The 21,165-nt window shown below is 44.1% G+C and carries 22 protein-coding genes and 2 tRNA genes; 15 read left to right on the top strand and 9 right to left on the bottom strand.

What is annotated here, in order from left to right; genetic code table 11:
• The first annotated feature begins 82 nt into the window (after nt 1–82).
• From H6F42_RS09270 to H6F42_RS09260, 3 genes are all read left to right on the top strand, one after another.
• Nucleotides 83–721: a flavin prenyltransferase UbiX gene (locus H6F42_RS09270; RefSeq protein ID WP_190399066.1), complete on the top strand. Its 639-nt coding sequence runs from the start codon at nt 83–85 to the stop codon at nt 719–721.
• Entirely contained in the window at nt 705–1,328 is a 624-nt protein-coding gene (locus tag H6F42_RS09265; protein WP_190399065.1) for a LapA family protein, read from the top strand. Before H6F42_RS09270 ends, H6F42_RS09265 begins: the two co-directional genes overlap by 17 nt.
• Nucleotides 1,329–1,593: 265 nt before the next feature.
• Nucleotides 1,594–1,667: transfer RNA gene (locus tag H6F42_RS09260), tRNA-Arg, on the top strand.
• 53 nt (nt 1,668–1,720) lie between these two features.
• Here the strand turns inward: H6F42_RS09260 and H6F42_RS09255 are convergent.
• Entirely contained in the window at nt 1,721–2,806 is a 1,086-nt protein-coding gene (locus tag H6F42_RS09255; RefSeq protein ID WP_347272296.1) for an LCP family protein, read from the bottom strand.
• Nucleotides 2,807–2,866: 60 nt separating this feature from the next.
• On the opposite strand from H6F42_RS09255, the gene H6F42_RS09250 reads away from it, so the two are divergent.
• The 3 genes from H6F42_RS09250 (at nt 2,867) to H6F42_RS09240 (ending at nt 6,503) form a co-directional block, all read left to right on the top strand.
• Nucleotides 2,867–3,823, top strand: a complete 957-nt coding sequence (locus H6F42_RS09250; protein ID WP_190399063.1) for an NDP-sugar synthase — start codon at nt 2,867–2,869, stop codon at nt 3,821–3,823.
• 333 nt (nt 3,824–4,156) lie between these two features.
• Nucleotides 4,157–4,669, top strand: a complete 513-nt coding sequence (locus H6F42_RS09245; protein ID WP_190399062.1) for a hypothetical protein — start codon at nt 4,157–4,159, stop codon at nt 4,667–4,669.
• A 133-nt stretch (nt 4,670–4,802) separates the two neighbouring features.
• Nucleotides 4,803–6,503: an NAD-binding protein gene (locus H6F42_RS09240; protein WP_190399061.1), complete on the top strand. Its 1,701-nt coding sequence runs from the start codon at nt 4,803–4,805 to the stop codon at nt 6,501–6,503.
• Nucleotides 6,504–6,510: 7 nt separating this feature from the next.
• Here H6F42_RS09240 and H6F42_RS09235 read toward each other — a convergent pair whose 3' ends face one another.
• Nucleotides 6,511–7,404: an alpha/beta fold hydrolase gene (locus tag H6F42_RS09235; RefSeq protein ID WP_190399060.1), complete on the bottom strand. Its 894-nt coding sequence runs from the start codon at nt 7,402–7,404 to the stop codon at nt 6,511–6,513.
• A 484-nt stretch (nt 7,405–7,888) separates the two neighbouring features.
• On the opposite strand from H6F42_RS09235, the gene H6F42_RS09230 reads away from it, so the two are divergent.
• The 8 genes from H6F42_RS09230 (at nt 7,889) to H6F42_RS09195 (ending at nt 15,433) form a co-directional block, all read left to right on the top strand.
• Nucleotides 7,889–8,641: a phycobilisome rod-core linker polypeptide gene (locus H6F42_RS09230; RefSeq protein ID WP_190399059.1), complete on the top strand. Its 753-nt coding sequence runs from the start codon at nt 7,889–7,891 to the stop codon at nt 8,639–8,641.
• A gap of 222 nt (nt 8,642–8,863) precedes the next feature.
• Nucleotides 8,864–9,391, top strand: coding sequence for a phycobiliprotein lyase (locus tag H6F42_RS09225; protein ID WP_190399058.1), 528 nt, complete (start codon nt 8,864–8,866; stop codon nt 9,389–9,391).
• Nucleotides 9,392–10,144: 753 nt separating this feature from the next.
• Nucleotides 10,145–11,239 (top strand): hypothetical protein, encoded by a 1,095-nt coding sequence (locus H6F42_RS09220; protein WP_190399057.1) that lies wholly within the window; start codon nt 10,145–10,147, stop codon nt 11,237–11,239.
• A 43-nt stretch (nt 11,240–11,282) separates the two neighbouring features.
• Nucleotides 11,283–12,176 carry an ABC transporter permease gene (locus tag H6F42_RS09215; RefSeq protein WP_190399056.1) on the top strand — a complete coding sequence of 298 codons (894 nt, stop codon included), beginning with the start codon at nt 11,283–11,285 and terminating at the stop codon, nt 12,174–12,176.
• Complete coding sequence (locus tag H6F42_RS09210) at nt 12,169–12,969, top strand: ABC transporter permease (RefSeq protein WP_190399055.1); 801 nt, start codon at nt 12,169–12,171, stop codon at nt 12,967–12,969. The genes H6F42_RS09215 and H6F42_RS09210 overlap by 8 nt, the downstream gene beginning before the upstream one ends.
• Before the next feature lie 213 nt (nt 12,970–13,182).
• Nucleotides 13,183–13,626, top strand: a complete 444-nt coding sequence (locus tag H6F42_RS09205) for an ATP-binding protein (protein ID WP_190399054.1) — start codon at nt 13,183–13,185, stop codon at nt 13,624–13,626.
• Nucleotides 13,623–13,973: an STAS domain-containing protein gene (locus H6F42_RS09200; RefSeq protein ID WP_009626015.1), complete on the top strand. Its 351-nt coding sequence runs from the start codon at nt 13,623–13,625 to the stop codon at nt 13,971–13,973. Before H6F42_RS09205 ends, H6F42_RS09200 begins: the two co-directional genes overlap by 4 nt.
• A gap of 92 nt (nt 13,974–14,065) precedes the next feature.
• On the top strand, nt 14,066–15,433 hold the full coding sequence (locus tag H6F42_RS09195) for an OB-fold nucleic acid binding domain-containing protein (protein WP_190399053.1): 1,368 nt from the start codon (nt 14,066–14,068) through the stop codon (nt 15,431–15,433).
• A gap of 21 nt (nt 15,434–15,454) precedes the next feature.
• Here the strand turns inward: H6F42_RS09195 and H6F42_RS09190 are convergent, their stop codons facing one another.
• A complete protein-coding gene (locus H6F42_RS09190) occupies nt 15,455–15,901 on the bottom strand; it encodes a tRNA (cytidine(34)-2'-O)-methyltransferase (RefSeq protein ID WP_190399052.1) in 447 nt (148 codons plus the stop codon).
• Nucleotides 15,902–15,969: 68 nt separating this feature from the next.
• Nucleotides 15,970–16,365 carry a hypothetical protein gene (locus H6F42_RS09185; RefSeq protein ID WP_190399051.1) on the bottom strand — a complete coding sequence of 132 codons (396 nt, stop codon included), beginning with the start codon at nt 16,363–16,365 and terminating at the stop codon, nt 15,970–15,972.
• A gap of 166 nt (nt 16,366–16,531) precedes the next feature.
• Between H6F42_RS09185 and H6F42_RS09180 the strand changes: the two genes are divergently transcribed.
• Nucleotides 16,532–16,615, top strand: a tRNA-Leu gene (locus H6F42_RS09180).
• Nucleotides 16,616–16,656: 41 nt separating this feature from the next.
• On the opposite strand, the gene H6F42_RS09175 is transcribed toward H6F42_RS09180, so the two are convergent.
• The 5 genes from H6F42_RS09175 to H6F42_RS09155 all read right to left on the bottom strand — a co-directional run bounded on the left by H6F42_RS09175 (nt 16,657) and on the right by H6F42_RS09155 (nt 21,110).
• Nucleotides 16,657–17,508: a Uma2 family endonuclease gene (locus H6F42_RS09175; protein WP_190399050.1), complete on the bottom strand. Its 852-nt coding sequence runs from the start codon at nt 17,506–17,508 to the stop codon at nt 16,657–16,659.
• A gap of 106 nt (nt 17,509–17,614) precedes the next feature.
• The gene (locus H6F42_RS09170) at nt 17,615–18,511 is read right to left on the bottom strand and encodes a CoB--CoM heterodisulfide reductase iron-sulfur subunit B family protein (protein ID WP_190399049.1); all 897 of its coding nucleotides are present in this window, start codon (nt 18,509–18,511) and stop codon (nt 17,615–17,617) included.
• An 85-nt stretch (nt 18,512–18,596) separates the two neighbouring features.
• Entirely contained in the window at nt 18,597–19,259 is a 663-nt protein-coding gene (locus H6F42_RS09165; protein WP_190399048.1) for a class I SAM-dependent methyltransferase, read from the bottom strand.
• A 140-nt stretch (nt 19,260–19,399) separates the two neighbouring features.
• The gene (locus H6F42_RS09160) at nt 19,400–19,864 is read right to left on the bottom strand and encodes a low molecular weight protein-tyrosine-phosphatase (RefSeq protein WP_190399047.1); all 465 of its coding nucleotides are present in this window, start codon (nt 19,862–19,864) and stop codon (nt 19,400–19,402) included.
• A 91-nt stretch (nt 19,865–19,955) separates the two neighbouring features.
• Nucleotides 19,956–21,110 (bottom strand): iron-containing alcohol dehydrogenase, encoded by a 1,155-nt coding sequence (locus H6F42_RS09155; RefSeq protein ID WP_190399046.1) that lies wholly within the window; start codon nt 21,108–21,110, stop codon nt 19,956–19,958.
• Between the last annotated feature and the right edge of the window lie 55 nt (nt 21,111–21,165).

The following is a 21,165-nucleotide window of genomic DNA, read 5'->3' as shown; positions in this document are numbered from 1 at the left end:
TGGGCGCAGAGCGCTCTAATTGCGTCCCGCTACTTATATGATGGAATCTGTGATGATTAAATGCTTAATTTATAAAGATTGAATGCAAAAACAACGAGCTATCGTATTGGGAGTATCTGGAGCATCAGGCATGATTTATGCTGTGCGATCGCTTAAATTTTTGCTCAACAATAACTACAATGTCGATTTGGTGGCTTCTAAGGCGGCGATGATGGTATGGCAATCGGAAAACAATATTGCTATGCCGAGTAACCTGCGATCGCAGGAACAGTTTTGGCGCGACCAGTCCGAAAGCCAAACGGGAAAGCTGATATGCCATCAATGGGCGGACGTGGGCGCAACGATCGCCAGTGGTTCCTTTCGGACTTTGGGAATGTTGGTGATTCCTTGCAGCATGGCAACGGTTGCCAAAATTGCTCATGGCCTGAGTTCCGATCTACTAGAACGGGCTGCCGATGTGCATCTTAAGGAAGGTCAGCGCTTGGTGATTGTGCCGCGTGAAACTCCCTTAAGCTTGATTCATCTTCGCAATCTCACCACTTTAGCGGAAGCGGGAGCGCGAATTGTCCCCGCAATTCCCGCTTGGTATCACCATCCTCAGACTATTGAAGATTTGGTGGATTTTGTGATTGCGAGAGCGCTTGACCAATTAGATATTGATTCCGAACTGATCCAACGTTGGCAGGGAAGAAGAACAACAAATCTTGCTGATGGAGAATAGACCGATGACGCGATCGCCTTTTGAAAATAAATCCCAATCTACCAATTCCGCCAATAAAAAACCTTCTAGCTCCCTTCCCCTTTGGCAATTAATCATTCTCGCAATGGTAATTACCTTGCTAGCAGCGATCTTTGTCCAAAATCTTCAGCCTACGGTGCAAATTATCTTTTTTGGTCAAAAGATTTTGCCAATTCCTTTAAGCGTGGCGATGTTGGTTGCCTTGGTTGGTGGAGGATTATTGGCTTTAATATTTAACGCGATCGCTAATTGGCGACAAAATACGGCGATCCGTCGAGCCTTGGCAGTGAGTGGCTATTCCAAAAATGACCCCAAGGAACAGGTTAAGGCAAGCAATCCTTCAATTAATTCTCCCCAAAAAGAAAAGGTGCAGGATTTTGTGGAAGATGATTATGAGGACGAAGAGTATGAAGACGAGGATGAGTTTTACGAAGATGAGGAGACGGATGACGAGGAAGAAGAAGACAATGATCCTGATACTGTTCCCTATGGCGATCGCAAAAATCTTAAGTCCGCTAAACCCAATCGCGACAAACGCGATCGCCCTCCCCTAGAGGCAAAATTTATTAACGGGAGTTGGATGAACTAAAAGCTAATACCCAATGAAGAAATGGCTACGCCATTTCTTCATTGGGTATAAAACCCAAAAAGCGAGTTGCGGCGCTTCGCGCCGCAACTCGCTTTTTGGGTTTTGATTTGTACTGGCTAACTCTTGATTTGCTATAAATTTTGAAAAAGCTTGCAAAGCAAGCTTTTTCAAAATTTATCTGGGTTTTAAGAAATCGTTGATAGAAAAAATTATTTTTTCGCTTGTCAATATTGCAAACTATGTTATTATTAGATTCGCGAGTTAAGGGCTTGTAGCTCAGTGGACTAGAGCACGTGGCTACGGACCACGGTGTCGGGGGTTCGAATCCCTCCTGGCCCGTCCAAATAAAAAAGAAAAAATAGAGTAATGCTTTGCATTACTCTATTTTTTGTCTACTGCGGATTAGGACTCAGCTTAGTTTTAAATATTCCTGTAATTGAGCGATCCACATCGTCGGGACTAGCGATCCAATAGCTAAAGCGAAATTCATTTGGTTCGCTCGGTCTACCCTTCAAGCTAGTGGATTGGATCTGCTCAGGCTTCAACGAAAGGCTAAAGGTGACGATCGCCATAATTTCGTCAAAACTCAGATTAGAGTCCACATGTTTTTGCATGACGTTAATGAGATCAGGCAAATGCAAAATACTTGAAGGATGAGCAAGTTTAGCTTTGAGAGCTTTTAAAACCACCTGCTGCCGCTTAATCCGCCCAATGTCTCCTTCTTCATCGTAGCGAAATCTGGCAAAGCCCTCAGCCTGTTCACCATTGAGGGTTTGTAGACCGGGATAAAGATTAATATTGAGCTTTTGGGTTTTGTCTACATATTTCATGCGCTTAGGCACATTCACCTCAACACCCCCTACTGCATCAACCAAGGCTGATAATCCCGATGTATCTAGACGCACATAGCGATCGATTTCCACACCATTGAGCTTTTCGGAAACGGTAGTTTTTGCTAGCTCAGCGCCACCATAAACGTTAGCCGCATTAATCTTCGTTACACCATAGTTAGGTATTGGCACTTGGGTATCGCGCGGAATAGACAAAATATTCACCGAGCGATCGCTGGGATCAAAGCGAACTAATAACATACTGTCACTGCGCCCATTGAAAGCTTCTGGCGATCCAACAGGTGCATCGAGGACGCGATCCACACCCATCACCAAAATTTGGTAAGGTTTTTCTAACTTTCGCCCTAAGCCTTCCATTAAGACTTCTTCGGGCTTACGACCAGTTAAGAGTCCGCTCCAGTCTAAGGCATTAATTGGGACAATTCGCCCCAAAAATACACCAGCGCCAACTGAAGCTATTAAAGATAACGTAAACCCAATTTTGGCAAAGGGAAGCCGCTTGATTTTGGAGATAGTCTGTGCCACTTCGACTTGCATTTGTTCTGCTGGGAAATTGGGAGGCAAATCAGCATGATTAGGAGAATCGGCTGACCGAACTTTGGATGCGGTAATCGGTCTATTGGTCACACACCACTCCATACTTCTATAATGCTCAACAAACAACATATACCGCAAGTCAACAACTCTATGCAAGCTGTAATTATTGCTGGTGGCAAAGGAACACGTCTCAGACCCTTGACCTATGGCTGTCCTAAGCCCATGCTACCTCTAGTCGATCGCCCATTTTTGGAATGGATGATTAATCGTTGTCGGGAAGCTGATGTGTGCGACATTTTGCTAAACGTGCAGTATCAATCGCGACAAGTCATCGACTATTTTGGAGATGGCGATCGCTTTGGGGTGAAAATTCGCTATGTCGAAGAGTCCACACCCTTAGATACCGCAGGAGCAATTAAGCTTGCCGAGCCATATTTCACAGGAGAATCATTGATTGTATTCAATGCTGATATTCTCACTAATTTAGACTTGAAAGCATTAATAAAGTTTCATAAAGACACTCAAGCCGACGCAACCCTTACTTTAACGCGAGTCGAAGATATTACGCCATTTGGCTTGGTAGAAATTAATTCCCAAAATCAAGTCCAAGCCTTCCGCGAAAAACCTAATGCCCAACAGGCTGTAGAGTTCCTAACTCAAGGCATTAATACGATTAATGCGGGAACCTATGTTTTAGAACCCAAGATTTTTGATATCTATCCTACGGGAGAGCCTTTAAGCTTTGAACGCAAGGTGTTCCCAAATGTGTTGGAACGTGGCTTAAAGATGATGGGCTTTGTGTGGGATGGTTATTGGATGGATATGGGAACTCCTGAAAAATATTTCCAAGCACAGGTTGATGTGTTGGCGGGGGAAGTTCCCTTTGATTTTGGCGATCGCGCAGAAGAGAAGCAAGCAGGAGTTTGGGTGGCGAAGAGTGCAAGTATCGCTGAGGAAGCAGTTTTAGAATCTCCTTGTTATATTGGTGAGTATACTGCCCTCGGCAAAGATGCTCATATTCCATCTCAAACTTTAATTGGAGCGAATTCTCTAATTAACAAACAAGTAGCTTCGGGAATGTATGCAACAGGTACATTGCTTTTATAGCTGATGTTACTCCCTTTCCACTTAATAACTGATGTTACGTGGAAGCTCACAAGACCCTCACCCCTAGCCCCTCTCCCAAAAGGGGAGAGGGGAACAAGAAATTAGTCTTGCTCCCCCTCTCCCTTAATGGGAGAGGGGGCTGGGGGGTGAGGGCGATATTCATTCCACGTAACATCAGTTAATAATTAGGCGTGCGCGGCTTTGACGCGCACGCCTAATTTATTCTTTGGGATAAATCCATGAAATGAGAATTCATTGCGATATTTCAGGTAGAGATTGATTTGTTTATGAACTCATGTAGGATTGCTGTAGACCAAAATATAGTTAACGAGCGTGCAATCTTCTCATCCTATTTCCCCTGAATCCGATCATCTATCTCTAGCCGATCGCCTTGAATCTTTTAAAGCAGGTTTTCTTGGCGCGATCGCCAGTGTGCTTTCATTTTTCGCGATCGCCATTTTGCATAATCTTTTGCAAAACTATTTAACGAGCGTGCAATTAATCGGCAGCTTTGAGCTTGGCAAGCCTTTGACTTTATTCATTAAGTTGGGAATGATTGGTTTCTCTGGCTTTCTCTTTGCGGTTACCTATCGCTACATTGTGCGGCGCGATCGCAACTCCCATCTCAAATCAGGCGCGATTTTAGCATTTGCCTGTATCCGTAGTTTTGCGACTCTTGATCGCGACTTATCAGCGCTGACCGATTTCACCACTGCCTCTCTAATCGCGATCGCCTTGCCGAGTGCGCTGCTGTTAATCGAAAATATTGCTTGGTTGGCGATCGTTCAAAGCATCCTTGAAACTGCCATTCAGAACAAATGGATTGCCGCCTTTGGCTCCGATTAAACAACCATGCGGCGCGTTGCGCCGCATGGTTGTTTAATCGGATTCGTGTTATCAGCTACAGATGCTATCTCGTACATAGCTCACAATAGTTACGATAGTCCTATGGGTAGCGATCGCTGTCGCGCAATAAGCAATGAAACCCCGCATTATCGTCTGTGGTCTAGATCGAACGGGTTACAAAATATTGAGCCTGCTCAAACAGCAGGGCTGCTTTGTGATTGGTATCCATGACAAGCCCATTCACCAAGCTGACGCGGAAATTGTGATTGGGGACTTGGCGGCGGCGGAAACTTTGCTAGCGGCAGGCATTCGGGATGCTCAGACCTTGATTTTGGCGGGAGCAGATGAAACTCGCAATCTCACAATTTTGATGCAGGCGCGAGTGCTGAATCCCAATGTCAGGATTATTAATCGCTTGTTTAACTCCAGCTTAGGCGTGCGTCTTGACTTGACCTTACCAAATCACTTGACCATGAGTGTAGCGGCTCTCGCTGCGCCAGTATTCGCCTTTAGTGCGATGGGAAGTCAAGCGATCGGGCAGCTACGCCTATTTAATCAAACTTGGCCGATCCACGAAGAATATATTGACGATCGCCATCCTTGGTTAAATAAGCCCCTAGCCGAATTTTGGGAAGATCGCACGCGAATGCTGATCTACTACTTGCCCTACGACGATAGCAAGGTGGATTTAGTTAGTGCCGTCCTTGATGGACGGACTTTGCAACTTGGCGATCGGCTCTTACTAGGCACACAGCCCAATGTCAGGACAGCCTCCCGACCAATCTTGCAGAAAATCTCCAAGCTATTTATGGGCTTTCTGCACTTTCACGAACATGGGAGAGCCGTTTTATTTACGGCGATCGCCCTATTACTGACAATATTGTCGGCAACGGTGGTATATACCAGTTTTCAATTGAAGATTTCTTTGGTGGATGCGCTTTACTTTTCAGTGGGGATGATTACGGGCGCAGGCGGTAACGAGATGGTTGTGGAAAATTCTGCCGACAGTATCAAAATTTTTACAATCATCATGATGTTAATTGGAACTGCGGTAATTGGCATTTTCTATGCAATTTTAAATGACTTCATTCTCGGTTCACGTCTAAGAAATTTTTGGGATGCAGCGCGAGTTCCCCAACGCAATCATATTGTGATCTGTGGTTTAGGTAGTGTCGGCGTGCAGACAGCCTTACAACTGGTCAGCTATGGCTATGAGGTATTAGTCATTGAGCGTGATCTAAATAATCGCTTTTTAGATACGGTGCGATCGCAAAATATCCCTGTAATTCATGGGGATGCCAGTTTGCCCACAACCCTCAAAGCCGCCAATCTCGAAAAAGCCGAAAGCCTACTTGCGGTGACCAGCAATGACACCGCAAATTTAGAAATTGCCCTCAATGCTAAGGGAATTGCCCCCCGTTGTCGCGTCGTCGTCCGCTATGACGATCCCTACTATGCAAGCATGGCGCAGGAAGTCTTTGATTTTGAAGCGGTTCTCAGTCCGCCTGAAATCGCCGCCCCAGCTTTTGCTTCTTCGGCTCTAGGTGGGCGTATTCTCGGTAATGGAATTGTTGCGGATAGCCTTTGGGTGGCGATCGCTACCATGATCACTCCAAATCATCCTTTCTGTGGCAAACCTGTCCGCGAAGCATCCATGACCGCCGATTTTGTACCCCTCTATATCGAAACTGCTTGCCAAACAATTCATGGCTGGAATTTGCTAGAAGCTTCCCTCAGTGCAGGAGATATTCTTTATTTAACGATGCCCGCCGCCAAGCTAGAGCAGCTATGGCGAGTTGCTCCCTTTCAAGTAGCCGTAGGCAATCCTAGCTAAAGTTGGCTTAAGCGAACTTTAGTAAAAGCTCGTTAACTTGTTCTGGTACTTCATCCTGTGGACAATGTCCCGCATTGGCGATCGCCACAAATTCCTTAACACAGGCAAATCTGGTAAAGGACTCCCGCCCCATCGCGATCGGCTCCCAAGGATCGCGATCGCCCCACAACACAATCGCCTCACAGGGCAGAATTGCCAACAAATCTTCAGGTCTTGGTCCCTGCGAATAGCGCACAAAAGCCATAAATACATCTACTGCGTGATCATTTTGAGCAGGCTTAACTAATATTTCAATTAGCTCATCGGTAATCGCTTCTTTGCGAATGTAGGCTTGCGATAAAATCTGGCGCACCGATCGCGGTTGACGGACGCGATCAAAAAATAATTTGGCGATCAACCGCACCCCCAAAATATCTTGGACAGTCTTTACCCCAACCCGCTTAATCCAAGGGCTTGCCAGTTGATTTTGTTCTTGCAATAGCCGTAACGAACAGTTAATTAAGATCGTCTTCGTAATTAATTCTGGTGCATAGATCGCCGCTTGCATGGCAACTACTGCGCCAATCGAGTTACCAATCAGGATGGCGCGATCGCCTACCACCTCCCGCACAAAATCCGCCACCTGCTGTCCCCAAGTCTCAAAGGTATAGGGCAGTTCTGTCGGCAAAGGCTGAGCCGAAGATCCAAACCCAATTAAATCGATCGCATAGACCCGAAAACTTTGTGCCAAAACAGGTACATTCTTGCGCCAATGCCCCACAGAAGCCCCAAATCCATGAATTAAGACCAGAGCAGGCTTATTTAATAATTCTTGATTTTCTAACCCTTCAGCGCAATAACCAATCTCATAGCCACGCCAAGACCAAAAGCGATCGGCAAACTTACGATATGTAAAATTCATTGAGACAACTTAGTAATTACGAAATATAACAGATTTTTATTCCGATAATCAGCTTTTCTCGATACAGCAATCCTAAATCAGTCCTACTCCTTTCCCATCCAAGGATTAGCGGTGCGACGCTTCGCACCGCTAATCCTTGGGTTTTAACGTCTATGTTTTAGTCTGGGAGAGGAGTAAGCCCCCAAAGCTTACAACAAAGGGCTTAAGCCTCTTGCCTTTCTCACAAATGATTCAGGATTGCTACAGGGAAGATCATGAATAAAGGTAAACTTATATGAAGCAAGTAGAACTAGCTAATTTCGCCTATCCTATCATTGACTAGAGGTTAGCCTCTTGTAATTTTATTTAGCTTATTTAGCCCTAAACTCATTGTGTTACGGTGTCCTCATTGACATAAACGATGATTAAACCCGTGATCCAACTTAAAAATTGGGTTTTTAAGTATTTTTAAAACTTTTCGATAATATTATTTGGAGATTTAAACGTGGCGATTCCTTTGTTGAATTACGCTCCATCATCGCAAAATTCTCGCGTTGCTGGGTTTACCGTCAGTGGTGACAGCACCCCTCGCATTTACACTACTGCCAACTTGCTCTCTGGAAGCGATCTAGACGAATTGATCGAAGCAGCCTATCGTCAAATTTTCTTCCATGCATTTGCTGCCGATCGCGAAATTACCTTAGAATCGCAACTGCGTTCTGGCAATATCTCGGTTAGACAGTTTGTTCGTGGACTAGTTTTATCAAATACCTATAGAAGCAGCTTCTACGACAAAAACAGCAACTATCGCTTCGTAGAACAAACCGTACAACGTGTCCTCGGTCGCGATGTTTATAGCGAAAAAGAAAAAATTGCTTGGTCAATCGTTGTGGCGACCAAGGGGATCGAAGGCTTTATTGACGCACTAATTAATAGTGATGAATACCTCGAAGCTTTTGGTGATGACGTTCTTCCTTACCAACGTCGTCGCGTATTGCCTAGCCAAAGAATTGGTGAAATGCCTTTCAACCTCAAGTCCCCTCGCTACGATGCTTACCATCGTGCACAGTTGGGCTTCCCTCAACTCATTTGGCAAAATTCTGTACGCAGCTATGTGGTTACCGACAGAAAGCCCAAGTCTGGCGATCCATCCTTGTTCTTGAATATGGCTCGTAGCATTAATGCTTCTGTGCCAGCAAATTCAAAGCCAGTGTCTGCTCAAAACCTTGACTACGAACGTCTAGTTCCTCGTCGCTAAAAATTTAAAGACTAGAGTTCGGCTCTAAATAATCTTTAAAAACTAGCAAGCAAAGGGGACGCAATGCGTCCCCTTTGCTTTGACTACTTACGCCCAGAAAATTAGAGGTGCGGCGCTTCGCGCCGCACCTCTAATTTTCTGGGCTGGAAAGGGACTAGAATTTGTTATAAGATTTGCTTCAAAACATTTTTATTATTCATTTAATTTTTAATTTTGCCTTTAATGGATATTCATCAATTTCTTGAACTTTTTGTCGGTCGTTGGCGATCGCAACGCAGCGATCATCAATTTAGTAAGGGAAATGGTAGTGATACTCGTTCTTTAATTGAGATTACGCCCTTAAGCCTTGATGACCCAAACTTAATTGCCATCTGCCAAAAACATAATTTAGATCCACTCAAGGCAATTCAGCCAATGCAGATGTCATGGGAGGAAGAATCTTTAAGTAGTAAAAAGCCTAGTGGCGTGAGCTTTATTGTCCCAATTCCCCATGAAGCTACAGAACTTAAAAAAGGGCTAATTTTAACGAGTCAGAGTAAAGGCGAATATGAGCTTGCGGAGGATGAGTCTCTCACTATTCGTACTGTTGTCGATCAGGGATCGCTGGAAGAGCGCATTTGGTATGGAAATCCCAATTTGCGATTTCGGGTGGCAACGTTAATCCACAAAGATCAGTCCAGCGATCGCCATGTGCAGTCCTCTAAGTTTTATTCCGAAATTCGGATTTCCCCCGCTAAGCCATCTGCCTAAGCTTTGAGAAAGTGGGAAACTAAATTCCAAACTTCTAATCCAATAAAGCCCGATAACAAGATAAAAATCGCAATATTTAAAACCGATTGAATTTTTTCCACGTAGTTATACCTTCTATATGTAGTGTAGCTAGATGTAGACATGAGGATGAACAGCTTGATCTCTAGTCATCTCCATGTTTTTAAGATTATATAGCTGTCGCTGCATGGGTTAAGTCAAGAAATACAGCGCTTTGCGCTCAAAACCCCAATAAAAGAAAAGTAGTGCGAAGCACTGCCTTTCTTTTATTGGGGTTTATTTTGTAAATTTTGCTTAATACCAATTCACAAAAATGTGCCTCCACTTTTGTGAATTGAAAACCACATCCAGTAAGGTTTTTTAAAACTATAGCAAAGCAAGAGTTAGCCGCCAGTACAAACCAAAACCCAAAAAGCAAGTTGCGGCGCTTCGCGCCGCAACTTGCTTTTTGGGTTTTATGTCCTACGCAAAACTTACATTGCTATAAAAATGGCAACGCCACTTTTAGTTTTGGTATAAAGCGAAAAGATGAAGCTTAACGCAAGTTTTTAATTTGCCCTCAAAGTGTGTAAATCAAATTCTTGAGTTTTTAATATATTTAGTAATTTAAGTGCTTAAATAAACCAGTTAAATAACGCAAATAAATTTGACTAGAAAAAACATTACTTTATCTAGTTTTTATCTAGTTGAGTTAGACTTGTCCATTATTACATTCAAGTGTGGGGATGTACTGCTGTGAATTGGCTCAAAAGACTTAGTATTGTTGGGACGACTGCCATTGCATCGTTGGCGATCGCCCAGTCCGCTTCCGCCCGTTTCGTGATTTTTGTTGCTGGTAATGATGCCGCCACCTTGCAAAGAGTGCGGGTCATCTCTCCAACCGCTTTTACCACTAAGATCAACGATCAACCTGTAATTCAAGCAGGTACTTTTAACTCCGAGACTAGCGCTGATAGCCTAGCGATCTCCTTACAGCAATCAGGCTTATCTGCCCAAAAGTACTTTAGGTCTACAGGTGGCAAAGAAAATAATGTTCCAGTCCCCTTCCCCGAAGCTATCACTACTACCACCACTTCAACAGTAAGCCCTGCTAATCCTCAGTCTGTTGTCATTCAACCAACGGCAACACAGCAGACAGTGACTGTAAATGATTCGCAGCCCCAAGTATTTAACTCAACGTTTAGCTCTTTGCCTCAACAGAGCTTTACGACCACGAGTCAATGCGCTCAAGCAATGCCTGTGAATGTGCAGTCTAGCTGCGCGGCTCAACCTCAATTTCAACAAATTACAACTAATACAGTTGTCCCTCAAGTCCAGACCCAACAAGTACTAGTACCACGCTGGCAACAAGTACTAGTCCCTGAGACTAGACAGATCGTCACTCAGACCGTGGTTCCCCAAACCCAGATTGTCCAAACGGGTTACACCCAACAAACGGGTTACACCCAACAAACGGGTTATATTCAGCAAACTGGCTATGTACAGCCTCAAACGGGATTTATCCAATCTTCACAGACCACAGTTGCCGATAATTCAGTGGGTACAGCCAGCTTTGCTAGTACGGCTCAGACTACAAATAACAGTAGCGAGCCGCTACTGCCCCAAGCCACTCAAAATCCTAACTTTCGATACATTGCGGCCGTGCCAGCCAGTGCGAATAACCAGTTTTTGCTCTCAAGGGTAAGACAGTTTGTGCCAAATGCCTTTTTTGCTAACTCTGGTCGTGGTAACTATATCCATGCTGGAGCTTATCAAAATCGTGATTCCGCCGAATCGGTTGCGCGATATTTGCGATCGCAGGGCATGGACTCCCGTGTACTCTATTTTTAATCACCAATTCGATAGACGAAGTAACTAGCAATGACTGGGACATATGACTGTAAATAGTACCTCTGACCCTAGCCAGCGATCAGTTCGTCGGCTCAAATGGCTTGAGCCTCTTGCTTTGCTTTTCCCCAGTGGATTTTGGCTAATAGCCTTTCTGATCGTCCCCACAGTTTTTATCCTGATTCAAAGCCTCGTTCCCTTTGGCAAAACCGAGTTTGGTTTAGACAACTATCTTCGAGTCTTTGAATATGCTGGCGGTAACTTCATCTACCTCACCGTGGTATGGCGATCGCTACTTTATGCCACCATTACCACTGGCTTTTGTTTGCTTCTAGGTTTCCCCGTCGCCTATTGGCTAGCGGTCATTGCCCCTAAGCGTTGGCGCAATATCTTGCTTTTGCTATTTGTCCTCCCCCTATGGACATCTTCGTTATTACGCTCCTATGCATGGATTACCATTTTGCGCCCTACAGGGGTTTTAAATAGCTTTCTGAACTTTATTGGGCTATCGGGAATCAATGTTTTAAACAAAGCCGAGGGGGTGATCATTGGCATGATTTACACCTATTTGCCCTATATGGTTTTAGTCCTTTTCACCTCTTTAGAAAGACTTGACCTCCGCCTCCTAGAAGCCGCTGCCGATCTAGGGGCTAATGCTAGACAAACTTTTTGGCAAGTCACTGTGCCACAGGTCTCGTCGGGGATCATTGCAGGTACAGCCCTTGTCTCCATAACCAGTTTTAGTGATTACATCAACCCTCAGTTATTAGGAGGGCCAGGGAGCCGCACGATCGCTTCAATTATCGAGTTACAATTTTTGGGAGCAAGTAGCAATCGAGGGTTTGGCTCCGCAATTAGTATGGTCTTAATTTTTGCGGTAACGATTGTAATTGCGCTGCTAATTAAATATGGCGATCGCCGAGTGGTAAGTGATGGCTAGTGAAATTAAAGTTCCTCCAATCAAGCGTTGGCAGACTTGGTATACGGTCTTAGCATTTTTCTATATGTATTTGCCGATCGCCGTTTTGACCATTTTTAGTTTTAATAAATCACCCTCCCCTTCCCAATGGTCAGGATTTACCTTGGAGTGGTACACCAAGTTTTTACAAAATCCGACACTACTCGCCGCTTTAAAAAATAGTCTAAGTGTAGCTATAGCCGCCGTTTCCGTCTCTGCCGTATTAGGAACACTCACCGCAGTTGGGCTAGCCCGATATTATTTTCCGGGCAAGAGCCTCTATCGAGGGGTTACCTATTTACCTTTGATTGTGCCTGACATTGCGATCGCGGTAGCTACTCTCGTATTTTTTGCCGCCATTAAGCTGCCCCTTAGCCTCGGCACAATCGTCATTGCCCATATAGTCTTTTGTCTTGCCTATGTAGCCGTGGTCGTGTCCAGTCGCTTAGCGAGCATTGATCCCAAGCTAGAGGAGGCAGCGCTTGACCTTGGCGCAACCCCAGTACAAGCTTTTTTACGGGTATTACTGCCACAACTCCTCCCCGGCATTTTGTCAGGATGCTTATTAGCATTTATTCTGAGCATGGATGACTTTGTGATTGCTTACTTCACCGCAGGCGTGGGGTCAACCACCTTGCCGATCGCCATCTTTTCATCTTTACGAAGCGGTGGCGTTACGCCTGAGTTAAATGCTTTGAGCGTATTACTAATTCTTGCCTCCGCATCAATGGCGGCGATCGCCGAAGCCGTAAGAAGCTGGGGAAATCATGAGTAATGTAATAAACACCATAAATGAAGGTGATGCAAAGCCTTACCTTTATTTATTATTTCAAAAAAAATATTTAGTGATCGTTAAATGTGAAGCACTGTAATAATTTGGCTCTAATTATAGACATAAGCAAAAATTTCTTCGTTTTCTAAACATCAATTAATAACCTGTGGTATATTACATTTGGCAAAGCTAATCAAAGCTGAAGAATGACTCCCCATGAGTGAGAAGCCTTTAAAGCTGCGAATCTCAATTCCACCCGTTGAGGGAATCGAGGACATTCCCATCGCAGCAGTCGAAGTACTCGCTACAAAAATGGGGTATAGTCCTGATGCTGTGCAAGACATCGTCCAAGCTCTTACGGAAGCTTTAGTAAACGCAGTTCTTTACAGTACATCTGACCTTGACGTAGAAGTTGTAGTTTTCGCAGCACATAACAGCCTAATTGTAGAAGTCCATGATCGTGGATCAGGCTTTGATGTTGACAGTGTACCACCACCTGATTTTGATTTGATAGCCGAGATGGGTGTCAAGAATGGCGGTTTTGGTATACATATGATCAAAGCACTGGTTGACAAGGTCGAGATCGAATCTACCGATCAAGGTACAACCGTCCGTATGAGCAAGTTTCTGTCTATCCCCAAACCCATTCTCCAATCATGACTCATTCCTCATTTTTACAAGATGAACTCAAGATCGTCGAACAAATTGATGGCGATCAAGTTATTCTCAAACTAAATGGCGCTTTGAGTGTAACAACGGTTCCATATTTTAGACAAGCCGTTCAGCCTTTTATTGATCGTAAATTAGTGGCGATTGTCTTAGACTTTGAAGGAGTGACCAAGATCGTTAGTAGAGGTGTAGGTGCGGCGATCGACATGGCTGTGCAAGCTAAAAAGCAAGGTGGTAAGCTCCGCTTAGAGAATGTCGGTAAATATGGTCGTTCTCTTTACATTCAAGGTGTACATTTAGTTGCTGAAGTGCCTGAACTAGAAGGCTTTGAACCATAGATTTTATTAAAATAAGCGCTTAGGCAATGGTTATAGCCATTGCCTAAGCGCTTATTTTTGTTATTGATTTTTTGGCAATCTGGGGTAAGTAAATGAAAATCGTTAGTCGCAAATCTTTAGATGTGCAACCTGTTTTCGATATTGGGTTAGAACGCGACCACAATTTTTTACTTGATCATGGCTATATTGCCTCCAATTGCTTTAATAAATCTCACAGTGTCGCCTACGGATATGTCACCTATCAGACTGCATATCTAAAGGCAAACTATCCCGTTGAATATATGGCGGCGCTTTTGTCTTCGGTCAGTGGCGATCAAGACAAGGTACAGCGCTATATTGCCAACTGTCGTAGTATGGGGATTCAGGTTGTACCACCTGATGTAAATAGCTCTGGCGAAGACTTTACGCCCCGTGAGCAGAAGATTTTGTTTGGATTGGCAGCGATTAAAAATTTGGGGGCAGGACCGATCGCAGCAATTTTACAAGCTCGCCAAGATGCGGGTAATTTTACCTCTTTAGCTGATTTGTGCAGTCGTCTTGATTCGCGATCGCTAAATAAAAAAGCCTTAGAAGCTCTAATTCAGACTGGGGCGTTAGACTTGCTAGAGGCAAATCGTCATCAGTTGATGAATGATCTCGATATCACGATGGAATGGGCTTCGCGCCGTGCTAAAGAGCAAGCCTCAGGGCAAGGAAATATCTTTGATTTCTTTGGCGAAAGTAGCAATACCAAAACCTTTGATACTGCCCCAAAAACTACTCGCGTTCAAGATTACTCGTCTCAAGAAAAGTTGCGGATGGAAAAGGAATTATTAGGTTTTTATATTTCCGATCATCCCCTGAGCGTAGTTAGTCGTTCCGCAAGGGTGATGGCTCCGATTAATCTTTGCGATATTCCCGATTCTTCGGAAACAAAAATCGTTACCGCGATCGCCTTGATTTTGGATATTAAATCCGTAATTACTAAAAAAGGCGACGCGATGGCAATTTTGCAACTTGAAGATCTGACGGGCAGTACGGAAGCAGTTGTCTTTCCAAAAACCTTTGATAAAGTCAAGCATCTTCTGGAAAAGGATAAACGTCTGATGGTATGGGGCAAAATTGATCGCCGCGATGAGCAAACCCAATTAATCATTGATGATATGCAGCCCATTGAGTCAGTGCGGATGGTGCGGGTTGAGCTAACTCGCGAACAGGCAAGCGATCGCCAAGTGTTACAACAACTCAAAACCGCCTTAAACCCTAATCCTAGCTATAGTAATTCTAACCAAGGCAATTCGAGCTATGGCAGAAATGAACCTGAAGCTTCCAACAAAATTCCTGTAATTGCGGCGATCGAATATATGCCCAAGTTAGTTCGCCTAGGCAATCAATTCTGGGTACAGGATGAAGAAACTGCGGTTAAAGCTTTGCAAAAAGCAGGCTTTAAGGCAACTTATGACTCACTAGTTACTAAATAAAGCCAATAGAGATGACTCTTCTTAGAGTCCTAACTGTCGTCTCGCTTCAAATAAGCCTAGAGCCGCACTCACTGAAAGATTGAGACTGCGGACGTTAGGGTTTTCCATAGGAATATAGACAGCAGGATTCTTGGCAAGGACTTCTGGAGGTAAACCACTGGATTCACTGCCAAATAGGAGCCAGTCGCCATCTTGGAATTGAAATTCACGGAAGTTTTTTGCTCCTCGCGCACTAAAGCAAATCCATCTTCCACCTTGAGATGCTTCCCGTAAGGATTCGATATGGGGATGCACAGTTACGTTTACATAATTCCAATAGTCTATGCCTGCTCGCTTTAATTGGCGATCGCTAATTTCAAAGCCCAATGGCTCAACCAGGTGCAAATGGGTATTTGTGGCGGCACAGGTGCGAGCGATATTGCCTGTATTGGGCGGGATTTCGGGATAGATGAGAGCGACTTGTAGCATTGACGATTTAGGAAATTTAAAGACTGTGGTTATAGCACAGTCTTTAAATATAACGCAGAAAGTATGGGCTAACGCTTTGTCCGTTCTTCGATATCTTCTAAAGTTTGTAAAACTAGGCGCTTGGCTTGCAGCTGCCAGCCCCATTTTTGCAGGGCGATCGCTGCCCCAGTTCCGATTACCGTAGCGATAAAATCTAGGGGCTGTTCCATCGATATTCCTAGTAGTAGTCCTAGTCCTGCGATACCCCAAAATGGTAGAGAAATAGTTTGACGATTTTTTTCGACTATTTGACTAATATCATCGGTTGGCATCGCTGCAAGTAGTTCGGCTTTAGCTTGTTTCTGCTCAGCAACATTTAGGGTTAATCCGAATTTTTGGCGCAGTTTTTCGATTTTCCGAGCATTGGTGCTGTACTGCACTAATTCATCTTCCGCCAGCACAATTAGGCGTTCTAATTTTGACATAGGTTAACTGAAAATTATTTTTTGAAATCTAAATTGTATAGTAATCGCCATTGCATATAATTTATAACCACCATAGAGTAGAGGTCTGAACTAGATTTATATATTTCTTTAAAGAAATATTTGACAAAGAACATGATTGTTAGTTAGGATATAAATCCTGAAGTAAGGGCGAGTGGCGGAATTGGTAGACGCATCAGACTCAAAATCTGACGACAGCAATGTCATGAGAGTTCGATTCTCTCTTTGCCCATAGATTAAAAAAGACCGCTCACATAGTGAGCGGTCTTTTTTTTAGATTATCTCGTCTGGATTGATACCTAACGCAATGAGGCGATCTCGTAATTTTTGAGACTCTAATTCAGCCGCATTAGCCCTTGCACTTTCCTGCTCAGCACGTAAGCGCTCTTGTTCGGCACGTTCGCTTTCCTGCTCAGCACGTAAACGTTCTTGTTCCGCACGTTCGCTTTCTTGGATGGTAAGTTGCTTTTGATTTTGTAGGGCAAAAATTAGCTCAAGGGGCATTAGCAATTTCTCGCCCGTGTCTAATTCATAAAAGTCGATCAAATGTTCTTTGACTTCTAGGCGTAAGCCTAAGACATGACTCTGGCTATCTGTAATTGGGTAATAGATGTAGTCGTCATCACGTTCGCGATAGTCGAGACGATAACCACGCAATTTTTCAGCTATCCATTCGCCTTTGGGATCGAAGAGCCAATACTCTTGCACTCCGATGTCTTCATAGAGATTTCTTTTAAATTCTTTGTCTTTTGCCTGAGTCTTGGGCGATGTGATTTCAAAAATAATGCTAGGGACTTTGCCTGTGTCCCAGATTTTGTAATTGTCATAGGGGACTTGGGGGATTTCAAAAATTACCATAATGTCAGGTGATACCCGTAATTTAGGAAATCCTTGAGCATAGTAAAGGAATTGGTCAGCAAGAACGACAGGCGATCGCTCAGAGAATTTGGTTGCTAAATAGTTGCGTAATATGCCGACTGTAACAATGATTGCATCAGCATGAATTGAGGTTTCTGCCAAGGGTTCTCCATCCTCGGAAGGGTAAAAGATTTCGGGGGGATTAACGAGATGAGTCTCGGGATTACTTTCGGACTTAGCAATGTTGGTAACAATGGCTGGAGTCATGGCACAAGCAGTGCTGTCTGCACAAGCGACAATATATTAACAATTATATCGCTGTCGCCAAGTGTATTGAGAGAGGCGGCGCGAAGCACCGCCTCTCTTCGTCTAGCTATAAAGTGAGTTTTTGTAAAACTGAACTTGTAGAGACGATGTGGCGATCTAAGCCGAGAACTTTAGGATCGATACCGATCGCTAGTCCAATTAGTTGCGGTAAATGCAAAATCGGAATCCCCAATTTTTGACCAATGACTTTCTCAACTTCAGGTTGGCGAGAATCCAGATTTAGGTGACACAGAGGACATGGAGTGACAATGCAATCGGCTCCTGCGGCGATCGCGGCAGTGAGATGTCGTCCTGCCATTGAGAAAGATTCTTTGGGGGCATAGCTAGAAATCGGCCAGCCGCAGCACTGTACGCGACCATCGTAATAAATGGGTGTTGCGCCGACGGCACGGAAAATATTTTCTAGAGATTCTGGTTTAAAGGGATCGTCAAAGCGCGTAACTGTTTGCGATCGCAATAAATAACAGCCATAAAAGGCAGCACATTTCAGATTGGCAAGCGATCGAGTGACTTTAGCGGCAATATTTTCTAAACCATAGTCACGGATGAGAATCCAGAGTAAATGTAAAACCTCAGTTGAGCCTTCAAAATTATGACCTTGAGTATTGAGTAAAGCATTAACTTCATCCTTGCGACTGGTATCAGAGCTTTTGAGCTTATCGTTCACCCGACCGAGTACGCCTTGGCAAGTACTGCATTGGGTCATCACATTGAGGTTTAATTCTTCTGCGAGAGAAATATTCCGCGCATTAACTACGTCTTCTATTAATTCATCGGTTTCTTTGAAAGTGCCTGAACCGCAGCAGGTCGCCTTATGCAATTCTACTAATTCAATGCCTAGAGCTTGGGCGAGCGCGGTTGTTGATGCGTGGAGTTCTTTGCAAGCGCCTTTAGCTACACATCCCGAATAGTAGGCATATTTCAAGGCGTTTGTTTGGGGCATTTATCTATACCGAAGCTGTGTTTGAAATTATATCGCGATCGCCAACATCACTATAAAAAAGAGAGTTGCTCTGCAACTCTCTTTTTTATTTTTGAATTACCCATTTATTGCCTTGGACTTGAAGGTTGAGTTGCCTCTCTTTGACAAAGCGATTGACAGCACAAATGACGCTATAACCTAAAGCCCCAGCATCCCAATCATCGCCAAACATCACGCCACCCGATCGCAATATTTTCCAATAGTTGCTCAAATCCGCGTAGACATCCTCTTCTTCGTGGCTGGCATCAATGTAGATCACATCCGCTTGTATCTGTCGCTTTAACAAAAATCTTGCGGCGATCGCACTGGTATTAGGAAATGGCACAATATGCTCCTGATGCCCTGCATATATGACATTGGCGAGAAATTGATAATAAAGTGTGGGATAGCCATACTTGCGCGTGTCGTCAATACTAAACGCGATCGAGTCATCAATATGTTCGATTCCCCCTAACCAAGTGTCAATGCAAATGATCGCAAAATCAGTGCCTTTCGATTTCATTAATTCCGCCATATAGATAGCGGAGGCTCCTTTCCATGTGCCAACTTCTAAAATAATTGATGGGGCGATGGTTTCTAGAATCTGAGCAAATATAGGATCATGACTACCCCATCCCTGAATATCCTCTGGATAGTCGTGGTAGGGAAAGTTGAAGTAGGGATCAGATTTCAGAATAATTGATGCAAGCGATCGGGCGATTTGTCCCATTAGTTATTTTGCTACAGCTTGTTGAGGTTTAGAGTCGTCTAGAGTTGAGAAAGCTCTCTCAAATCTGGGTTTTCAGTAAGCGCAAAGCGCTAGTTCGTCTTAAATAAGAGCAACCCAATAGCGAGGCTATTGGGTTGCTCTTATTTAAGAGATTTGAGAAGTCCACCACAGGCATCGAATAATAAATCTATTACATAATTAAATCCATCGGCTCCGCCATAGTAAGGATCGGGAACTTCCTTATCCGTATGGTTTTGGCAATAGTCACACATCATCTTTACCTTGTCCCTATACTTACCTTGAGGATCGAGGGCAAGAATATTGCGATAGTTGTCTTTGTCCATCGCCAAGATCAGGTCAAATTCTCGTAAGTCCATTGCTTCAAACTGTCTTGCGGAACCTACAAAATTTAAGCCTCGCTCTTTGGCGGCGGCTCTCATGCGGCGATCGGGGGGTGCGCCCACATGCCATCCTCCTGTCCCTGCTGAGTCACAGGTAATGCGGTCGCTTAGTTCTTCCTGCTCTAGCAAATGATTCATAATATTTTCGGCGGCAGGCGATCGGCAAATATTACCTAAGCAAACAAATAAAAGTTTTTTAGTCATATCCTTACTAGAAGCAATTTTTGATTCCCAAAAGTGTGCCAACACTTTTGGGAATTGGTATAAAAGTACTGCAAAGCAGCACTTTTAGGAATTAAGCGCAGAGCGCTAAAATTTGCTCGACAACCTTGGGCGTAACATCTTGATGTTCACCTAAAGCCACAAAACCACGCTTCTCGAAGCGATCAGTGATTAAGGGAATTACATCTAAGCCCACACCATAGTCGGAGAGCTTGGTACGAACGCCAACAGATTCAAAAAAGTCGCGAGTTTTCTGAATGGCTTGATCAATTCTCGCCTCCTCATCACCATCCACCAGATCCCAAACGCGCTCAGCATATTGCAATAGTTTTTCACGCTTGCGATCGCGTCTCACAGTAAGTGTATTTGGCAAAACCACCGCCAGAGTTTGAGCATGATCCAATCCATGTAAAGCCGTCAACTCATGTCCGATCATGTGGGTAGTCCAATCTTGAGGCACACCCGTACCGATCATTCCATTGAGAGCCAAAGTTGCTGACCAAACTACATTAGCCCGTGATGCATAGTCATGGGGATTAGCTAAGGTCTTAGGACCCTCTTCGATCAAGGTTTGGAGAATGGACTCCGCCCAACGGTCTTGTAATGGCGCATTTGCGGGATAGGTTAAATACTGCTCGACCACATGGGTAAAGGCATCAACAATGCCATTGCCAATCTGACGAGGAGGCAGAGAGTAAGTGGTTTCAGGATCGAGTACCGAAAATTTAGGAAATACTAAGGGACTGGCGAAAAACAATTTTTCCTGTGTTTCCCACTTGGTCACCACCGAATTAGTATTCATCTCCGAACCAGTGGCGGGTAAGGTCAACACTGTGCCGAAGGGCAGAGCCGATTTTACGGGTGCTTGTTTTGCCAAAATATCCCAAGGATCGCCTTCAAAATTAACCGCCGCCGCAATAAATTTTGTGCCATCCAGTACCGAACCGCCACCTACAGCCAGCAAAAAATTAATTCCTTCGGTACGAATTAGTTCCACTGCTTTGAGAAGAGTCTCTAGATGGGGGTTGGGTTCAATTCCGCCGAATTCGAGAAAGTCATGCCCTGCTAGAGCCGCTTTTACTTGCTCATAAACTCCGTTAGTTTTGATGCTTCCACCACCATAGGTGACAAGGATCTTTGCTTCTGTCGGAATTTCCGCCGCAATATTCGCAATTTGACCTTTGCCAAAGAGAATCTTGACTGGATTGTAAAAAGCAAAATTTTCCATGATTTACCCAAAGACAATGTATAGATGAAGCTAAGCTCCAATTCTACAAATATAA

The sequence above is a fragment of the Pseudanabaena sp. FACHB-1998 genome (assembly GCF_014696355.1).
In the GTDB taxonomy this organism is placed as follows: domain Bacteria; phylum Cyanobacteriota; class Cyanobacteriia; order Pseudanabaenales; family Pseudanabaenaceae; genus Pseudanabaena.
The sequence above is the reverse complement of the archived record's forward strand: the minus strand, read 5'-3'. Positions and strand labels throughout refer to the sequence as shown.